At 57.3% G+C, this 16,381-nt stretch carries 14 protein-coding genes; 9 read left to right on the forward strand and 5 right to left on the reverse strand.

Features of this window, described 5'->3' with window-relative positions; all coding sequences use genetic code 11:
- Positions 1–137: 137 nt before the first annotated feature.
- Together trpC and AAIE02_RS17085 are read left to right on the forward strand one after the other, a co-directional pair.
- A complete protein-coding gene (gene trpC / locus AAIE02_RS17080; protein ID WP_336982748.1) occupies positions 138–932 on the forward strand; it encodes an indole-3-glycerol phosphate synthase TrpC in 795 nt (264 codons plus the stop codon).
- A gap of 149 nt (positions 933–1,081) precedes the next feature.
- Positions 1,082–1,312, forward strand: coding sequence for a hexameric tyrosine-coordinated heme protein (locus AAIE02_RS17085; RefSeq protein ID WP_008460037.1), 231 nt, complete (start codon positions 1,082–1,084; stop codon positions 1,310–1,312).
- A 78-nt stretch (positions 1,313–1,390) separates the two neighbouring features.
- On the opposite strand, the gene plsY is transcribed toward AAIE02_RS17085, so the two are convergent.
- The gene (plsY, locus tag AAIE02_RS17090; protein ID WP_008460038.1) at positions 1,391–2,011 is read right to left on the reverse strand and encodes a glycerol-3-phosphate 1-O-acyltransferase PlsY; all 621 of its coding nucleotides are present in this window, start codon (positions 2,009–2,011) and stop codon (positions 1,391–1,393) included.
- 107 nt (positions 2,012–2,118) lie between these two features.
- Here plsY and folB point away from each other — a divergent pair, with 107 nt between their 5' ends.
- Together folB and bacA are read left to right on the forward strand one after the other, a co-directional pair.
- A complete protein-coding gene (gene folB / locus AAIE02_RS17095) occupies positions 2,119–2,487 on the forward strand; it encodes a bifunctional dihydroneopterin aldolase/7,8-dihydroneopterin epimerase (RefSeq protein WP_166867010.1) in 369 nt (122 codons plus the stop codon).
- Between the two features lie 115 nt (positions 2,488–2,602).
- Positions 2,603–3,424: an undecaprenyl-diphosphate phosphatase gene (gene bacA, locus AAIE02_RS17100; RefSeq protein ID WP_008460040.1), complete on the forward strand. Its 822-nt coding sequence runs from the start codon at positions 2,603–2,605 to the stop codon at positions 3,422–3,424.
- A 12-nt stretch (positions 3,425–3,436) separates the two neighbouring features.
- Here bacA and AAIE02_RS17105 read toward each other — a convergent pair whose 3' ends face one another.
- Positions 3,437–4,678: a multifunctional CCA addition/repair protein gene (locus AAIE02_RS17105; RefSeq protein WP_498532934.1), complete on the reverse strand. Its 1,242-nt coding sequence runs from the start codon at positions 4,676–4,678 to the stop codon at positions 3,437–3,439.
- 81 nt (positions 4,679–4,759) lie between these two features.
- The gene (locus tag AAIE02_RS17110; RefSeq protein ID WP_008460042.1) at positions 4,760–5,380 is read right to left on the reverse strand and encodes a TIGR04211 family SH3 domain-containing protein; all 621 of its coding nucleotides are present in this window, start codon (positions 5,378–5,380) and stop codon (positions 4,760–4,762) included.
- A 235-nt stretch (positions 5,381–5,615) separates the two neighbouring features.
- Between AAIE02_RS17110 and AAIE02_RS17115 the strand changes: the two genes are divergently transcribed.
- The 3 genes from AAIE02_RS17115 to hldE are packed head-to-tail and all read left to right on the forward strand — an operon-like array spanning position 5,616 to position 11,273.
- On the forward strand, positions 5,616–6,914 hold the full coding sequence (locus AAIE02_RS17115) for a CYTH domain-containing protein (RefSeq protein ID WP_498532935.1): 1,299 nt from the start codon (positions 5,616–5,618) through the stop codon (positions 6,912–6,914).
- Between the two features lie 23 nt (positions 6,915–6,937).
- Positions 6,938–9,796 carry a bifunctional [glutamate--ammonia ligase]-adenylyl-L-tyrosine phosphorylase/[glutamate--ammonia-ligase] adenylyltransferase gene (gene glnE / locus AAIE02_RS17120; protein ID WP_498532936.1) on the forward strand — a complete coding sequence of 953 codons (2,859 nt, stop codon included), beginning with the start codon at positions 6,938–6,940 and terminating at the stop codon, positions 9,794–9,796.
- A gap of 49 nt (positions 9,797–9,845) precedes the next feature.
- Positions 9,846–11,273, forward strand: a complete 1,428-nt coding sequence (hldE, locus tag AAIE02_RS17125; RefSeq protein ID WP_166876997.1) for a bifunctional D-glycero-beta-D-manno-heptose-7-phosphate kinase/D-glycero-beta-D-manno-heptose 1-phosphate adenylyltransferase HldE — start codon at positions 9,846–9,848, stop codon at positions 11,271–11,273.
- Positions 11,274–11,320: 47 nt separating this feature from the next.
- On the opposite strand, the gene AAIE02_RS17130 is transcribed toward hldE, so the two are convergent.
- Complete coding sequence (locus AAIE02_RS17130; RefSeq protein WP_008460050.1) at positions 11,321–12,664, reverse strand: NCS2 family permease; 1,344 nt, start codon at positions 12,662–12,664, stop codon at positions 11,321–11,323.
- Between the two features lie 16 nt (positions 12,665–12,680).
- Positions 12,681–14,468: an adenine deaminase gene (locus AAIE02_RS17135; RefSeq protein WP_498532937.1), complete on the reverse strand. Its 1,788-nt coding sequence runs from the start codon at positions 14,466–14,468 to the stop codon at positions 12,681–12,683.
- 134 nt (positions 14,469–14,602) lie between these two features.
- Between AAIE02_RS17135 and AAIE02_RS17140 the strand changes: the two genes are divergently transcribed.
- Both AAIE02_RS17140 and AAIE02_RS17145 read left to right on the forward strand, forming a co-directional pair.
- Positions 14,603–15,529 (forward strand): LysR family transcriptional regulator, encoded by a 927-nt coding sequence (locus AAIE02_RS17140; protein WP_498532938.1) that lies wholly within the window; start codon positions 14,603–14,605, stop codon positions 15,527–15,529.
- Positions 15,530–15,549: 20 nt separating this feature from the next.
- Entirely contained in the window at positions 15,550–16,290 is a 741-nt protein-coding gene (locus tag AAIE02_RS17145; protein ID WP_008460056.1) for a CDP-diacylglycerol diphosphatase, read from the forward strand.
- Positions 16,291–16,381: the final 91 nt, after the last annotated feature.

Below are 16,381 nucleotides of genomic sequence, written 5' to 3' on the forward strand. Positions count from 1 at the left end.
TTAAGCGCTCCTTTTTTGTTTCTGAACCCCTTTCCTGCAAGTCATATCCTGCAACAAACGAAAGCGGCCTTAGCCCGGTACTTTCAGCTCAGGATCCGGCACTCTAAGGTGATACCCGACTGAACCTGGAGAACCCTGTGTCCGATATCCTCAGCAAAATTATCGCCGTTAAACATGAAGAAATTGCCGCCGCCAAAAAAGCAATTACCCTGAGCCAGCTTGCCGAACAGGCCGCTGCTCAGAACCACCGTGATTTTGTTGCCGCGCTGCGTCATAAGCGTGATGCAGGCCTGGCGGGCGTGATTGCCGAAGTGAAAAAGGCCAGCCCATCGAAAGGGTTGATTCGTGAGAATTTCAATCCCGCTGAGATAGCCGTTTCTTACCAGCAGGGTGGGGCTGCATGTTTGTCGGTGCTAACCGACGAACAGTTCTTCCAGGGAAGCGCGGCCTATCTGCAGCAGGCGCGAGCTGCCTGCGACCTGCCGGTTTTACGCAAAGATTTTATGATCGATCCGTGGCAGGTTGTGGAAGCCCGGGCGATGGGGGCGGATTGCATCCTGCTTATTGTTTCTGCGCTTGAAGATGGCCAGATGCAGGAGCTTGAGGCGCAGGCCCACGAGCTGGGCATGGCGGTGCTGGTAGAGGTGCATGATGCCGATGAGCTGGAACGTTCGCTCCGGTTGACCACGCCGCTTATCGGTGTCAATAACCGTAATTTGCGCACCTTTGAGACCACGATAGAAACCACCATCAGCCTGTTGGCACAGCTGCCGGCGGATCGCATGGTTGTGACCGAGTCAGGCATCGCTACGCGCGAACATGTGGTTCGCCTGCGTGAAGCTAACGTGAACAACTTCCTCGTGGGGGAAGCTTTTATGCGGGCAGATGAGCCGGGACAGGAGCTAGCTGCGATGTTTTTCCCCGCTCGGTAAACGGCAGAATACATGTTAAACCAGAGCTAAAGCCCGCTGAGATAGCGGGCTTTTTTATTGATTTTTGCCAGAATTATGTTGATAAATGTCGTGCACTTAAAGTGCATAATAAATGCAATTTATACAATAACGATAATGAGTGGGACAATATGAGCGATAAATGGTTAACAACGCTGATCGCTGACGATCCGCAGGCAGGATATGAACTGGCGGTGACGCTGAGCCGTCGGGGAGTCAAAACCGTACAGCCGGACCCGGAAGTGCTGAAAAAGCTGCGTCCGGTCTACGCGAATGATGCCGATGCGCTGATTGCGTCATCTCAGGTCATCGCGATTCATTTCCAGACGATTGCTGCGGCGAATAATTACTGGAAGGATTAGTGCTTAGCTGATTTACCTAATAAAAAGGAGTGATTTATCACTCCTTTGTTGTTTCTACAGGGCTCGAATAATCCTGTCTTATTCAGACTCGTCTTTTTTCTTTTTCTTTTTAAATCGCGCCCAGATTTTCGTTTCCTGGCCTCGCCACAGGCGCTGAATATTGTCGTGATGGCGCATCAGGATCAGGCAGGAGAGCATTGCCACCGGGAAGGTAAACTGCGGTTTGAACCACCAGACATAAAACGGGGCTATCAGCGCGCTGATAATGGCACCGAGGGAAGAATAGCCGCTCAGAAGTACGCTTAGCAGCCAAGTTCCGGCCATCACGCCGGTTAAATCCCAGCCGATAGGTGCAATGGCGCCAAACGCCGTGGCGACGCCTTTACCGCCTTGAAACTTAAAGAATACTGGCCAAATATGGCCCATGCAGGCGGCAATAGCAATCAGGCCAAGCCAGAAGGGCGTCACACCCAAGGCCCAGGCCGCCCAGACCGGCAGCATGCCTTTCAGCACATCAAAAATTAGTACCGCTACGGCTGCACCTTTGCCGCCAATGCGTAACACATTGGTTGCTCCTGGGTTACCGGAGCCGCTCTCGCGTGGATCGGGGAGACCGGCAATGCGGCACACCAGAATGGCGCTAGAAATCGAGCCGCAAAGATACGCGAGGAGAATCATACCAGGCGCGATTGCACTCATAACGCTGTTCCATGTTGAAAGTGTCGAAGTCTTCTTTGCATCTGTGGATAATACGCATATTTCGCCGGAAGTGGTATCCGGCATGACTAAAAACCGGGCAGGGCGTGATGGACATTGTATTTATAGAGCAACTTTCGGTAATCACCACTATTGGTGTTTACGACTGGGAACAAACCATTGAACAGAAGCTGGTGTTCGATATCGAAATGGCCTGGGATAACCGCAAAGCCGCAGGCAGTGATGATGTCAACGACTGCCTCAGCTATGCGGATGTCAGCGAAGCGGTTATAAAGCACGTGAGCGGGGGGCGTTTTGCGCTGGTGGAGCGCGTTGCTGAAGAGGTTGCGGAACTGCTGCTGACCCGCTTTAATTCACCGTGGATTCGGCTGAAGGTGAGCAAGCCCGGCGCTGTTGCACAGGCCGCTAACGTGGGCGTTATCATCGAGCGTGGCGGTAATCTGAAACAAAGCAAATAATGGGCTGAACGTTAAACCAAACGGCGAAAGGCTGGTCTTAACGATGTATCTTTTTGCGGCAGGCGTCAAACGTGTGCCGTTTTTTTGTGTTCGTTTTCGGGATGAGGGGTAAGTGATGAGCGATTTACCAACGTTGGCGATAGCCGCCATTCTTGGCGTTGTGGAAGGTTTAACGGAGTTTTTACCGGTATCGTCTACCGGGCACATGATCATCGTAGGGCATCTTTTAGGCTTCGAGGGGCAAACGGCGGAAACCTTTGAAGTGGTTATTCAACTGGGTTCTATTCTCGCCGTGGTGGTGATGTTCTGGCGTCGTCTGTTTGGTTTGATTGGTATCCACTTTGGTCGTCCTCCTGAGCATGAAGGGGTAGGTACCGGCCGTCTTTCTCTGATTCATATTTTGCTTGCTATGATCCCGGCGGTAGTGCTCGGCCTTGTCCTGCACGATGCCATTAAATCGCTGTTTAACCCGGTCAACGTGATGTATGCCCTGGTGGTTGGCGGCGTGCTGCTGATTGTCGCCGAGTGCTTTAAGCCAAAGGTACCGCGTGCCGTAGGCGTGGACGACATCACCTATCGTCAGGCGTTTATGATTGGCTGCTTCCAGTGTCTGGCGCTTTGGCCGGGGTTCTCTCGTTCCGGGGCAACGATTTCCGGTGGGATGCTGATGGGCGTTAGTCGCTATGCGGCTTCTGAGTTCTCATTCCTGCTGGCGGTGCCAATGATGATGGGGGCGACGGCGCTTGATCTCTACAAGAGCATCGGCTTCCTGACGATGGGTGATCTGCCGATGTTTGCCGTGGGCTTTGTCACGGCGTTTATCGTGGCGCTGGTCGCCATCAAAACCTTCCTGCAACTCATCAAGCGTATTTCGTTTATTCCGTTTGCGATTTACCGTTTTATTGTTGCCGCCGTGGTGTTCTTTATCTTCACCTAGTGGCAGCGGCCCTCAGCCTTGCGGCTGGGGGCAATTCGCTTCCTTCCAGGCCGCAACGGCCTTAATTCTCCGCTTCGTTAATTCTTCACGGATCGCCGGGCCGCTGAAGCCTGCTTCTATCACTTCTTTATTGGTTACGCTCTGCGCGGCAATCCAGGCCGCGCGTAGCATTCTGCCCTGCGGATAATCGCTGGCCTCAAAGCCGGTGCGCCCGCGAGCATCTGCTTCGCTGGTTAAGGCGATTTGCTCCACGCGCTGCGGCTTGCGCCAGGCGTCAATGGCGTCGAACAGCTTGATCACCGTTTTGGGCTGCAAAATCGGGAAGGTATGGATCAGGTCGTGGAATTCTGCGACCAGTTTAGCCAGATCACGAATCTCGTTTGGTACGCGCAGGCGAGCACAAAGTTGCTCCACAAGCTTAACGCCCGCCGGGCCGTGGCCGTGGTGGCTGGGCCATTTTTCCTTTGGCGTCAGCCCTTTTCCGAGATCGTGACACAGCGTGGCGAAACGCACATCTACCGCCGAACTAAGCTGCGCGGCAATTGACAGCGTCATCAGCGTATGAATACCGGTGTCGATCTCCGGATGCCATTTGGCCGGCGCGGGGACACCGTAAAGCGCGTCGATTTCCGGGAACAGAACTTTCAGGGCGCCGCATTCACGTAGTACGGCAAAAAAGACCTGCGGATTGCGGCTGGTCAGCGCATTTTCCGTCTCTTTCCACACGCGTTCGGCGGTGAGATGCGCAATTTCGCCGTTGTCCGTCATGGAGCGCATCAGGGCGAGTGTTTCTGGCGCTATCTGGAAATTAAGATGGGCATAACGTGCAGCAAAACGCGCCACGCGCAGCACGCGCAGCGGGTCTTCATTGAACGCCGGTGAAACATGGCGAAGCAGGCGACGCTCGATATCGGCAAGGCCGTTATACGGGTCGATAAGCTCGCCATTCTCATCCTGGGCAATAGCGTTGATCGTCAGGTCGCGACGCAGGAGATCCTGTTCAAGCGTGACGTCCGGGGCCGAATAGCAGGTAAAGCCGGTATAACCCTGGCCCGATTTCCTTTCGGTACGGGCCAGCGCATACTCTTCGTGGGATTGAGGATGCAGAAACACCGGGAAGTCTTTTCCGACCTGCTCGTAGCCTTCGTCCAGCATTTGCTGAGGCGTCGCCCCAACCACAACCCAGTCTTTATCCTTAACCGGCAGTTTTAATAACCCGTCACGAACCGCACCACCGACAAGATAAATCTTCACGCTTTACACCCCAGGCACCGTTATTGAACCACGAATGGTAAGTGTAGATGCGAGGGGGAATCAACGGCTAATGTGCCGTCGTTAGTTCATCCAGCGGTCTTTCTTCTTGCGGCTTGGGATCATGTGCGGAAGCAGCAGGCCAATCAGCAGGCCAAACCCTGCCACGCCGCCGCCGTACATAAACCATTGCATGATGATGGCACGCTGTTTGTCGTCAAGCTGGACGTTGGCGGCATCCACCTTTTTCTTGGCGACGATAAGCTGGTTTTTGAGCTGCTGATTCTCGTCCTTCAGGCCATTAATCACGGTGTCGCTCTGGGCCACTTTCTGTTGCATTTCAGCGGTACGCTGGTTCCAGGTCGTGTCGATGTTGTTCAGCTTGTCTGTCAGCGTTTTGACCTGGTTTTCCAGATCGGGAACGCGGGTACGCAGGCTTGGGGTGGTGCTTAGCTGCGCGAGGGGGATCCAGGAGGTACGCCCGTTGCTGTCACGTACCTGGCCGTATTTGGTTTCTTCGTTGCTTTGCAGCAGCGTGACTTGTTCCCCTGCGTTGACGGTGCCAACCAGGCGGTAGTTATCGCCCGGGCCGCTGCGGACCCAGGTGTTTAATTCATCAGAGACATAACGTTTTTCTTCGGCATGAGCCACGACGGAAACGCTAAGGGAGAGCAAAGTGAGGCAAATCAGGCGTAATTTCTGCATTATTTCGTCGTTATTTTCATAAAGTGTGGAACGATAGTAGTGGCAACAGTCTGACGGCGCAATCCGTAAACCTGAATGAGAATCATCCTGATGTCAATTTGACCACCCGGCGTTCCCGCCCTACCGCAAATTCGCTACCCGACAGGGTATTTTGTCGTACTATTACAGACCTAATCGACGCTATTTAGTTCGCCGGGCGATCGCCTAGCGTGACGTAAACATAAGTAAAGAAGACATGGCCCAGGAAATCGAACTTAAATTCATCGTTAATCCTGCAGCGCTTGACGCGCTGCGCGACAAATTAAATGCCCTGCCGGGCGAGCACAGCGACCCGCGTCAGTTGCTCAATATTTATTATGAAACGGCGGATAACCTGCTGCGCCGCCACGACATGGGGCTGCGTATTCGCGGCGATGCCGGGCAATACGAAATGACGATGAAAATCGCCGGGCGAGTGACCGGCGGGCTGCATCAGCGTCCTGAATACAACGTGGCGCTAAGCAAGCCCGAGCTGGATCTTGCTTTGCTGCCAGCAGAAGTTTGGCCGGAAGGGCTGGACGTGGCGACTTTACAGGCCGACGTGAAGCCGCTGTTCAGTACGGATTTTGCGCGCGAAAAGTGGGTAGTTACTCACGGTGAAAGCCGCATTGAACTGGCGTTGGATCTGGGTGAAGTGAAAGCCGGTGAGCACCAGACGCCCATCTGCGAGCTTGAACTTGAGCTGCTGAGCGGTGAGACGGCGGATTTACTGGCCCTGGCGGAAAGTCTGGTCACCGAATCTGGCCTGCGTCAGGGCAGCCTGAGCAAGGCGGCACGGGGCTATCACCTGGCCCAGGGCAATGCGGTGCGCGAAGTGAAACCGCTGGGCGTACTGTATCCGCCGGCTAAAGCCAACGTTGAGCAGGGGCTGGAAGGTGCTCTGGAGCTGGCGCTCGCCCACTGGCTGTACCATGAAGAATTATGGCTTAGCGGCGTGAAAGCGGCTAAGCAGCAGGTGATTGACGCCGTGGGCCTGGTGCGCCATGCCCTCGCGCTTTTTGGCGGCATCATTCCAAGAAAAGCGAGCACCCACTTACGTGAGCAACTGATTGCGCTCGAAGCACGCTTTGCCGGTGACGAAAAAGCTGAAGTGATTGTCTATAGCGCGCAGGCGAGCAGCGCTAAGCTGGCGCTGACCCGCTGGCTGGTGGAGCGCCAGTGGCAGCCGTTCATTGATGAGAAAGGCCGCGCGAAGCTGGATAGTTCCTTTAAACGTTTCGCGGATACGCATCTTTCCCGCCATGCGGCTGAGTTAAAAGAGACGTTCCAGCGCCCGCTGGGGGATGCATACGCAGACCAGTTACCGCGTCTGGCGCGTGAGACGGATGCTATCCGCCTGCTGGCCGGGGTGTACAGCGATGCGCAAACCCAGCCGTGGCTGGAAAACTGGCAGGGGTTGCGTCACGCCATTGTTACCCGCCAGCGCATAGAAATTGAGCATTACCGAAACGAAGCGATCTCGCAGGCGCCTTTCTGGCTGCACAGCGGGAAATAATAGACTGGTAACGGATACCCACCATGATGGCGCTGACCCCTTTGTTACAGCAGCACCTGCAGGCGTTTTTGCCGCGCCTGCCGCAAGAGATTGACTCCCTGACACTGAGCGAAGAAGCTCGCGCGGTGCTGGCGATAAGTGATTTTGTTGGTGACAGCGTGGTGGCGTATCCCGCCTGGCTGCAAACCCTGCAGCAGGACGCCCCTACGGCTGACGAATGGCAACATTATGCCGCCTGGCTGCAGCAGGATCTGCAGGATGTGCACGACGAAGCGGCATTGATGAAAGCGCTGCGGTTTTTCCGTCGCCGTATCATGGTGCGTATCGCCTGGGCGCAGGCGCTGGAGCAGGTGGATACGCAAAGCACGCTGCAGCAGCTGAGCGTGCTGGCGGAAACGCTAATTGTTGCCGCCCGTGACTGGCTTTATGCCGCCTGCTGCCGCGAATGGGGCACGCCTTGCAACGCCGCCGGTGAGCCGCAGCCGCTGCTGATCCTTGGCATGGGCAAGCTGGGCGGAGGCGAACTGAATTTCTCTTCCGATATCGACCTGATTTTTGCCTGGCCGGAAAACGGCTCCACCCAGGGCGGGCGCCGTGAACTGGATAACGCCCAGTTCTTCACCCGCATGGGGCAGCGCCTGATTAAAGTCCTCGACCAGCCAACGCAGGACGGCTTTGTGTACCGCGTGGATATGCGTTTGCGTCCGTTTGGCGACAGCGGTCCGCTGGTACTGAGCTTTGCCGCGCTGGAAGATTATTACCAGGAGCAGGGGCGCGACTGGGAACGCTACGCGATGGTAAAAGCGCGGATTATGGGCGACAACGACGATGTCTGGAGCCAGGAGCTACGCAACATGCTGCGGCCATTTGTGTTCCGCCGCTACATCGACTTCAGCGTGATTCAGTCCCTGCGAAACATGAAGGGCATGATTGCCCGCGAAGTCCGCCGCCGTGGGCTAACGGACAATATTAAGCTCGGCGCCGGCGGCATTCGCGAAACCGAGTTTATCGTGCAGGTCTTCCAGCTCATCCGCGGTGGTCGGGAGCCTTCTCTGCAGTCCCGTTCGCTGCTGCCTACCCTGGAAGCCATTCAACAGCTTCATCTGCTGCCGGAAGAAGATGCCCAGAAACTGCGTGCGGCTTACCTCTACCTGCGTCGGCTGGAAAACTTACTGCAAAGCATCAACGACGAACAGACGCAGACCTTGCCCGGTGACGATCTAAACCGTGCCCGGCTGGCCTGGGCGATGCAGGCGACTGACTGGGAATCCCTGCAGCAAACGCTGCAGCTGCATATGAACGACGTGCGTCAGGTCTTTAACGATCTGATTGGCGACGATGAGCCGGAAGCCGGTGAAGATAAAGTTGCTGAAGGCTGGCGCGAGCTGTGGATCGACGCCCTGGACGCCGATGAAAACACGGCGGTGCTGAGTCATTTGAGCGCTGAGGCGCGGGCAGAGTTACTGAAGCAAGTTAGCCATTTCCGGCAGGAGATCGACAAGCGCACCATTGGCCCACGTGGCCGCCAGGTGCTGGATCAACTTCTGCCGCACCTGCTGAGTGAAGTCTGTTCCCGGGCCGACGCGCCGCTGACGTTTTCCCGTCTGACGCCGCTGCTGTTTGGGATCCTCACCCGCACAACCTATCTGGAACTGTTAAGTGAATTCCCCGGCGCGCTTAAACACCTGATTACGCTCTGTGCGGCCTCGCCGATGATTGCCGCGCAGCTTGCCAGCTATCCGCTGCTGCTGGATGAACTGCTCGACCCTAATACGCTGTATCAGCCCACGGCAATGGACGCCTATCGCGACGAACTGCGTCAATATCTGCTGCGCGTGCCGGACGAAGACGAAGAGCAGCAGCTGGAAGCGTTGCGTCAGTTCAAGCAGGCGCAGATGCTGCGCGTGGCGGCGGCCGATATCGCTGGCACCTTGCCGGTGATGAAGGTCAGCGACCATCTGACCTGGCTTGCGGAAGCGATTCTCGATGCGGTGGTGCAGCGTGCCTGGGCGCAAATGGTGGCGCGCTACGGCCAGCCTCGTCATTTGCAGGACAGAGAAGGGCGCGGCTTTGCCGTGCTGGGCTATGGCAAACTCGGTGGCTGGGAGCTGGGCTACAGTTCCGATCTGGATCTGGTTTTCCTGCATGATTGCCCGATGGAAGTGATGACGGACGGCGAGCGTGAAATCGATGGCCGTCAGTTCTATCTGCGCCTGGCGCAGCGCATCATGCATCTGTTTAGCACGCGTACCTCGACCGGGATTTTGTACGAAGTTGACGCTCGCCTCAGGCCGTCCGGTGCGGCAGGTATGCTGGTCACCACCGCAGAATCGTTTGCTGATTATCAGAAGAATGAAGCCTGGACCTGGGAACATCAGGCGCTGGTTCGCGCCCGTGTGGTGTACGGCGATCCGGCGCTTAACCGCCAGTTTGACGCCATCCGCCGCGAGATCCTGTGCACGCCGCGTGAAGGGGAAGCCCTGCAGGTAGAAGTGCGCGAGATGCGTGAAAAAATGCGCGCGCATTTGGGCAATAAGCACCGCGATCGCTTTGATATTAAAGCCGATGAGGGTGGGATCACCGACATCGAATTTATTACGCAATATCTGGTGCTGCGCTATGCCAGCGAAGCGCCGAAGCTAACCCGCTGGTCCGATAACGTGCGCATCCTGGAACTGATGGCGCAGAACGACATCATGGATGAAGCCGAGGCCAAAGCGTTGACGCATGCCTATGTCACGCTGCGGGATGAATTGCACCATCTGGCGCTGCAGGAATTGCCGGGCCACGTTGCGCTGGACGCCTTTGTGAAAGAGCGTGAGCAGGTGCGTCGGAGCTGGCAAACCTGGCTTGGCGAGCCGCAAACGCACGCGGGAGAGTAATTATGTTATCATCCCGCGCAAAATTTTATCCCTCGCTGGAGAGTCAGGAATGAAAGTAACGCTGCCCGAATACAGCCGTGCAGGCGTCATGGTGGTTGGTGATGTGATGCTGGATCGCTACTGGTACGGCCCAACCAGCCGTATTTCGCCGGAAGCCCCGGTGCCGGTGGTGAAAGTCGATACCATCGAAGAACGCCCTGGTGGCGCGGCTAACGTGGCGATGAACATTGCTTCGCTGGGCGCGAATTCTCGCCTGGTTGGCCTGACCGGCATTGACGATGCGGCGCGCGCGCTCAGCCAGAGCCTGGCCGGGGTCAACGTGAAGTGTGACTTCGTTTCTGTTCCGACTCACCCGACGATTACCAAGCTGCGCGTGCTGTCCCGCAACCAGCAACTGATTCGCCTCGACTTCGAAGAAGGGTTTGAGGGCGTCGATCCTGAGCCGCTGCACGAGCGTATCAGCCAGGCGCTGCCGCAGATTGGCGCGCTGGTGCTTTCCGATTACGCAAAAGGCGCCCTTGCGACCGTGCAGCAGATGATTCGCCTGGCACGTGTTGCCAAAGTCCCGGTGCTAATCGACCCGAAAGGGACTGACTTTGAGCGCTACCGTGGCGCAACGCTGCTGACTCCGAACCTTTCAGAATTTGAAGCCGTGGTCGGCAAGTGCAAAACCGAAGCCGAGCTGGTGGAACGTGGCATGAAGCTTATTGCCGATTATGAACTGTCGGCGCTGCTGGTGACGCGTTCAGAACAAGGCATGACGCTTCTGCAGCCGGGCATTGAGCCTTTCCATCTGCCGACTCAGGCACAGGAAGTCTATGACGTGACCGGGGCCGGTGACACGGTGATCGGCGTGCTGGCGGCAACGCTTGCGGCGGGGAACTCGCTGGAAGAAGCCTGTTACTTCGCGAATGCCGCAGCTGGCGTGGTGGTTGGCAAGCTGGGGACATCAACCGTTTCTCCGGTCGAGCTGGAAAACGCGGTGCGCGGTCGCGCGGAAACGGGTTTTGGCGTGATGACCGAAGCAGAGCTGAAAGTTGCGGTTGCCGCTGCCCGCAAGCGCGGTGAGCGCGTGGTGATGACCAACGGCGTGTTCGATATTCTGCATGCGGGCCATGTTTCCTATCTGGCCAACGCGCGCAAGCTGGGTGACCGCCTGATTGTCGCGGTTAACAGCGACGCGTCAACCAAACGCCTGAAAGGGGAAACCCGGCCGGTTAACCCGCAGGATCAGCGCATGATTGTGCTGGCTGCGCTGGAAGCGGTGGACTGGGTGGTACTGTTTGAAGAAGACACGCCTCAGCGCCTGATTGGTGAAGTCCTGCCGGATCGTTTAGTGAAGGGCGGCGACTACAAACCAGAACAGATTGCCGGGAGCAAAGAGGTTTGGGCCAACGGCGGGGAAGTGATGGTACTGAACTTCGAAGATGGCTGCTCCACCACCAATATCATCAAGAAGATTCAAAATAACGGCTAAATTGGCCGTTAAGAAAAAAGCCTCTCGTTTGAGAGGCTTTTCTGTTTCTAGTGCTTCACCAACGTGGCGAAGTAGTACGCCAGCGGAATGGCCAGCAGGTAAAGCCCCACCGGGATTTCACGCCATTTACCGGCAATCACCTTAATGATGATATAGAACAGCAGGCCGCCAGCGATCCCGGTCCCGAAGCTGTTGGCGATAAGCGTGATCATCACCATCATCAGCACCGGCAGACCTTCGGTGAAGTTGCCCAGATCCACTTTGCGCAGGCCGCTGAACATGTTCAGGCCGATAAGGATCAGCGCGGGCGCGGTTGCCTCTTTCGGGATCATCAATGCCACCGGGGTAAACAGCAGCATCAGCAGGAACATTACCGCTGCCGCCAGCGCGGTGAGGCCGGTTTTACCGCCCGCTTCTGCCGCCGCTGAAGACTCAATCAGCGCGGTAGCCGCCGGAATGCCGACCCACGGGCCTAGCGCGGCGGCAATAGAATCCACCATAAACGGGCGGTTGATGTGCGGCATGTTGCCATGTTCGTCCAGCAGGCCAGCTTCGCCACCCACCGCCAGCGTCGTGCCCATGGTGGAGAAAAACTCTGAGGCAAAGAAGACAAACAGGAACGGCAGGAAGGCGATATTCAGCGCGCCGAGCATATCCACGTGCCCCAGCACCGGCGTCAGCGAGTGCGGCATGGCGATAAAGCTCTGCGGCAGGTGAGTGACGCCCAGAGGAATACCGACCAGAGTGGCAAACAGAATCGCCCATAAAATGGCTCCCGGCACGCGGCGAGCCTGAAGCGCAATCGCCAGGAACAGGCCGCACAACGCCACGACAGCGCCAGCAGAAGTGAAGTCACCGAGCGCCAGCGCGTTGGTTTTGGCGTTGGCGAGCACCAGCCCGGCGTTGCGGAAGCCCAGCACCGCAACAAACAGGCCGATGGAGGCCGTCAGCCCAAGCTTGATCGACTGCGGTACCGAGCGCGTGACCACTTCACGCAGGCCAAGGCGGGTAAGCGCGAAGAACAGAATGCCTGACCAGCAGGCGATGCCGAGGCCAATCTGCCAGCCAATATGCTCGCTCCCGGCAAGCGTCACGCCGACCAGCACCGAACCGCCGATGCCCGGCCCGACAATAAACGGCAGGTTGCCGTAAAACGCCATCAGCAGCGTGCCGAGGACAAAAACAACGATCGTCCCGGTGGTTGCCGCACCTTTATCCATCCCGCCCACGGCCAGCAGGCCAGGGATAACAACCAGCAAATAGGCGGCGGCGAGAAAGCCAGTGATGCCCGCGAGGCATTCGGTTTTCACTTTGCTTTGGCGGCTGCGAAGCTGGAATCGCCGCTCCAGCCAGCTTTCGCTGGCGGCCTGAGACACTGAATTTTCGGCCATTACTTGGCTCTCCGGATTAATGTGTTGTGTGTGCGTCTGCCGGGTGTTCGTGGCATTCAATAAGCGGGTCGACGATCTGGCGAGTACTGCCGTCCGTCAATCCCAGGTCGGTCAAATGTGGCCCGGCGTTACAGGCCAGGCAGGTGCCTTCGATGGCCTTGAAAACTCGGTACGGTGGCTCCCAGTCGGCGACTTTATTGCTCAATTCACGGAGTTGAGCAAACTGCTGCGCCAGGTCGGCGGCGGGCAGGTCGGAGAGCATCCCGGCAATCGGCATTTCCACCTTCGCCAGCATCTGTCCGTTCTGGCTCAGCGCCATCCCGCCTCCACAGGCGATCAGCGCGTTGGCGGCGAGCGCCATGTCCTGCGGATCTCTGCCGAGGACAACGAGGTTGTGCGAGTCGTGTGAATAGGTAGTGGCAATCGCGCCGCGCAGCTCACCCCAGCCTTCGAGCAGCGCCAGCTGTGGTTTTGCCTCATGGCGACCGTGGCGATGCTGAACCCAAATCAGGCTGAAGCCGTCCGGGACCTGAACTTCGCCGTGCCGGACTTCCACCTCGACTTCGCTCCACTGGGTGAAGCGAGCACCCTTGATGTGGCGCAGGCGCGCGCGCCCATTATTCACTGGCACCTTGAGAACAAAATCGTTCGGGCTGAGCGACTGAAGTCGGACGGTGTCTCGCGGGGGAACGATGGACGGTGCCGCGACGGGCTCCAACATTTTTCCCTGTTCCGCGATGAGTTTCCCGGCGACATAAACGGTTTGAGCGCTCAGTTTTTCCAGCGTATCGAAGACCACCAGGTCGGCAGTGCGGCCCGCGGCAATCAGGCCGAGATCCGGGCGTTGCAGGCGCAGCGAGGCGTTCAGCGTGGCCAGGCGCAAAGCATCTTCGGCTTTCATGCCGTGCTCGATGAGCAAGTTCAGCAGGGCAACGATACCGCCTTTCGCCAGCAGCATGTCCGGCGGCACGTCGTCGGTGCAGACGGTGACCTGCGATGACAGATGCGGCAGGCCGTTCAGCGCGGCGACGATCTCTGGCAGCAAATACGGATGTGACCCGCGAATCTCCAGGGTCAGCCCGGCACGCAGTTTTTCCAGCGCGTCGGCGGCGGAAGTCAGTTCATGATCTGACGTCACGCCAGCGGCAAGGTAGGCCTGTAATCCCGCGCCATTCAGGCCGCGGGCGTGTCCTTCAATCAGTTTGCCGCTTTCCAGGCCAGCGTTAAGAATCCCCAGCATTCTTTCGCTGCCGTTCAGCACGCCGTGCATATCCATCACTTCGGCTACGCCCGCCACTTCCGGCCATGAAAGCAGTGTTTCCATCTCTTTCCCGGCAAAATCAGCGCCGGACATTTCCAGGCCCGGCGTTGAAGGCACGCTGGACGGGGCCGCGCAGATCACGCGCAGCGGCAGGTTGCGGCTGGCGTCAACGGCGTAACGCACGCCCTCAATACCGAGCACGTTCGCCAGCTCGTGCGGATCCCAAAAAATCGTTGTGGTGCCCTGGGCGACGACAATTTCCGCATAGCGCGCGGGCGGCAGGTGGGAGCTTTCAACGTGGACGTGGGTATCCATCAGCCCTGGGCTGAGATAGTTTCCGGCGAGATCGTGAGTCTGGGCGGCATCTTCGCGGCTGCCGCGTGGATGTACGCTGGCGATGAGCGTACCGACGATACCGACATCCGCCTCACGGATTTCACCGGTGGCCATATCCACGATCTGGCCATTGATGAGCAGCAGGTCGAAAGGCGTTTCGCCGAGAGCGGCTTTCACCGCGCGGCGACGTAAATCAGCAGGAGTCATGACAGGTTCCAAAACAGGGGCTCTGGCGGCTACTCTAGGCAGGGGAATACGCTTTGCCCAGATGATTTAATTTATCAGCCGATAAGAAACGTTTATCCTGTGGCAAACGTTTACCTGGCAACCCTGATACTCCAATGGCTGAACCCTGGCAGCGCCTTCCCGCACTCTCGTTAAAACAGATCCAGTATTTTGTGACGCTGGCCAAACTTCGTCATTTCACCGATACCGCCAACCGGCTGGCCATTAGCCAGCCCGCGCTAAGCAGCGCGTTACGGCAGATTGAGTCCGTGTTGGGCGGGAAACTGGTTAACAGAACCGCTGCGGCAGTGACGCTGACGGACCTGGGCGCAGCGCTACTGCCCCATGCCGAACGCGTGCTCAACGTCGCGCAGCGTGCGTTTGACGACATGCAGCGCATTGTCCGGGACGGCGGTGACGGCACGCTTCGCATAGGCCTGGTGCCCTCGGTCGGCAGCCTTTTATTTCCCGATATTCCTCAACGTATTGCAGAGGCTTTTCCTCGCCTGCGGGTGGAGTTTCACGACCGCACCAATGACGCGCTGATTGCCCAGCTTGAAAGCGGCCAGCTGGACTTTGGCCTGGGGGCGCTGGACAGCTCGGTGCCCAAAACGCTGGAGATCCATCCGCTGCAGGAAGATCCCTTCGTGGCGGTAGTCAACTGTCACGATCCTCTGGCAGAATCCAGCCACGCGCCGTGGCGAAGCCTGGTGAAGCGGGACATCGCGGTGTTTTCAAAAGGGAATATCAGCCGGCTGGTCGCGGCGATGGCGGAAAGCCAGCGCCTGACGCTGAATGCGCGCTATCAGGTTGATTTTATTGAAACCCTTTATGGACTGGTGCGCTCACAGCTGGCGGTGGCGATTTTACCGCAGCTTTACACCACCTTTTTGCAGGACCCCGAGCTGAAAGTGATTCATTTGCAGCAGCCTTCGCTGAGCCGCACCGTGGCATTGATGCGCAGCACTGAGCCGTTCGCGCCGCAAATAGAAGCCTGCTTCCAGCTTATTGTCCGCCTATTACAACAACGAAAAGTACTCTGACTTTACAAGGAAAACCTGACATGAAAAAGATCCTGCGCGTGGTGGTTGTGCTGCTGATTTTGCTGGTGGCCGCCGTCGCAATCCGCCTGTGGCTGCTGCATCGCCACAGTGATGCTCTGTGGAATATCATCAGCCAGCAGTGCATTCCCAATCAGCAGCAGAACCACTCCCCAGCGCCTTGCCTGAAAGTCGATCTGGCCGGGCGCTACCTGGTATTTAAAGATGCCAAAGGCCCGCTGCATAATTTGCTGATGCCGACGGACAAAATCACCGGTATCGAGAGCCCGAAAATCCTTGAAAACGGTGCGCCAAATTACTTCCTGGATGCGTGGGAGAATCGCCACTATCTGCTGGATGAAACCACAAAAGCGGTTCGGGACGATGATTTGGTGTTAGCGATCAACTCTCGCTACGGACGTTCTCAGAACCAGCTGCACATTCACCTGTCCTGCCTGCGCCCTGAGGTGTATCAATCCATTAACCAGCTTGCCGACAAAGTCGGTGACCAGTGGCAGCCGTTTGGTGCGGAGATCCTTGGCCATAAATATCTGGCGAGAAAAGTCCCGGCAGAGGCGAATCCGTTTACCGTGCTGGCGGAGTACGTGAAGGCTCAGGGCGATGAGATGGAAAACTTTGGCCTGGCGCGAGTGGTGACAACGAAGGGGGATGTGGTGCTGTTGGCTAACCCTCGTCAGCTGCTGGGCGGGAACCAGGGTTCGGCGGAAGAGATGCTGGACTACAGCTGCTCGCTGGCAAACTAAAACAAAATGGCCTCTTAGCAAGAGGCCATTTCGGACTGATGACAAACCCCAAGCGGATAAAATTCTGCAATCTGTCGCCATAGAAATAAAC

It is taken from the genome of Cedecea sp. Ae19-4 (genome assembly GCF_059801165.1).

Excerpts from the sequence above, each read along its gene's own strand:
- AAIE02_RS17110 (WP_008460042.1), bottom strand. The coding sequence starts at position 5,380 with ATGCAGAAATTACGCCTGATTTGCCTCACTTTGCTCTCCCTTAGCGTT.
- AAIE02_RS17145 (WP_008460056.1), top strand. The coding sequence starts at position 15,550 with ATGAAAAAGATCCTGCGCGTGGTGGTTGTGCTGCTGATTTTGCTGGTG.
- AAIE02_RS17140 (WP_498532938.1), top strand. The coding sequence starts at position 14,603 with ATGGCTGAACCCTGGCAGCGCCTTCCCGCACTCTCGTTAAAACAGATC.
- plsY (WP_008460038.1), bottom strand. The coding sequence starts at position 2,011 with ATGAGTGCAATCGCGCCTGGTATGATTCTCCTCGCGTATCTTTGCGGC.
- bacA (WP_008460040.1), top strand. The coding sequence starts at position 2,603 with ATGAGCGATTTACCAACGTTGGCGATAGCCGCCATTCTTGGCGTTGTG.
- glnE (WP_498532936.1), top strand. The coding sequence starts at position 6,938 with ATGATGGCGCTGACCCCTTTGTTACAGCAGCACCTGCAGGCGTTTTTG.
- AAIE02_RS17115 (WP_498532935.1), top strand. The coding sequence starts at position 5,616 with ATGGCCCAGGAAATCGAACTTAAATTCATCGTTAATCCTGCAGCGCTT.
- AAIE02_RS17135 (WP_498532937.1), bottom strand. The coding sequence starts at position 14,468 with ATGACTCCTGCTGATTTACGTCGCCGCGCGGTGAAAGCCGCTCTCGGC.
- hldE (WP_166876997.1), top strand. The coding sequence starts at position 9,846 with ATGAAAGTAACGCTGCCCGAATACAGCCGTGCAGGCGTCATGGTGGTT.
- folB (WP_166867010.1), top strand. The coding sequence starts at position 2,119 with ATGGACATTGTATTTATAGAGCAACTTTCGGTAATCACCACTATTGGT.
- AAIE02_RS17130 (WP_008460050.1), bottom strand. The coding sequence starts at position 12,664 with ATGGCCGAAAATTCAGTGTCTCAGGCCGCCAGCGAAAGCTGGCTGGAG.
- AAIE02_RS17085 (WP_008460037.1), top strand. The coding sequence starts at position 1,082 with ATGAGCGATAAATGGTTAACAACGCTGATCGCTGACGATCCGCAGGCA.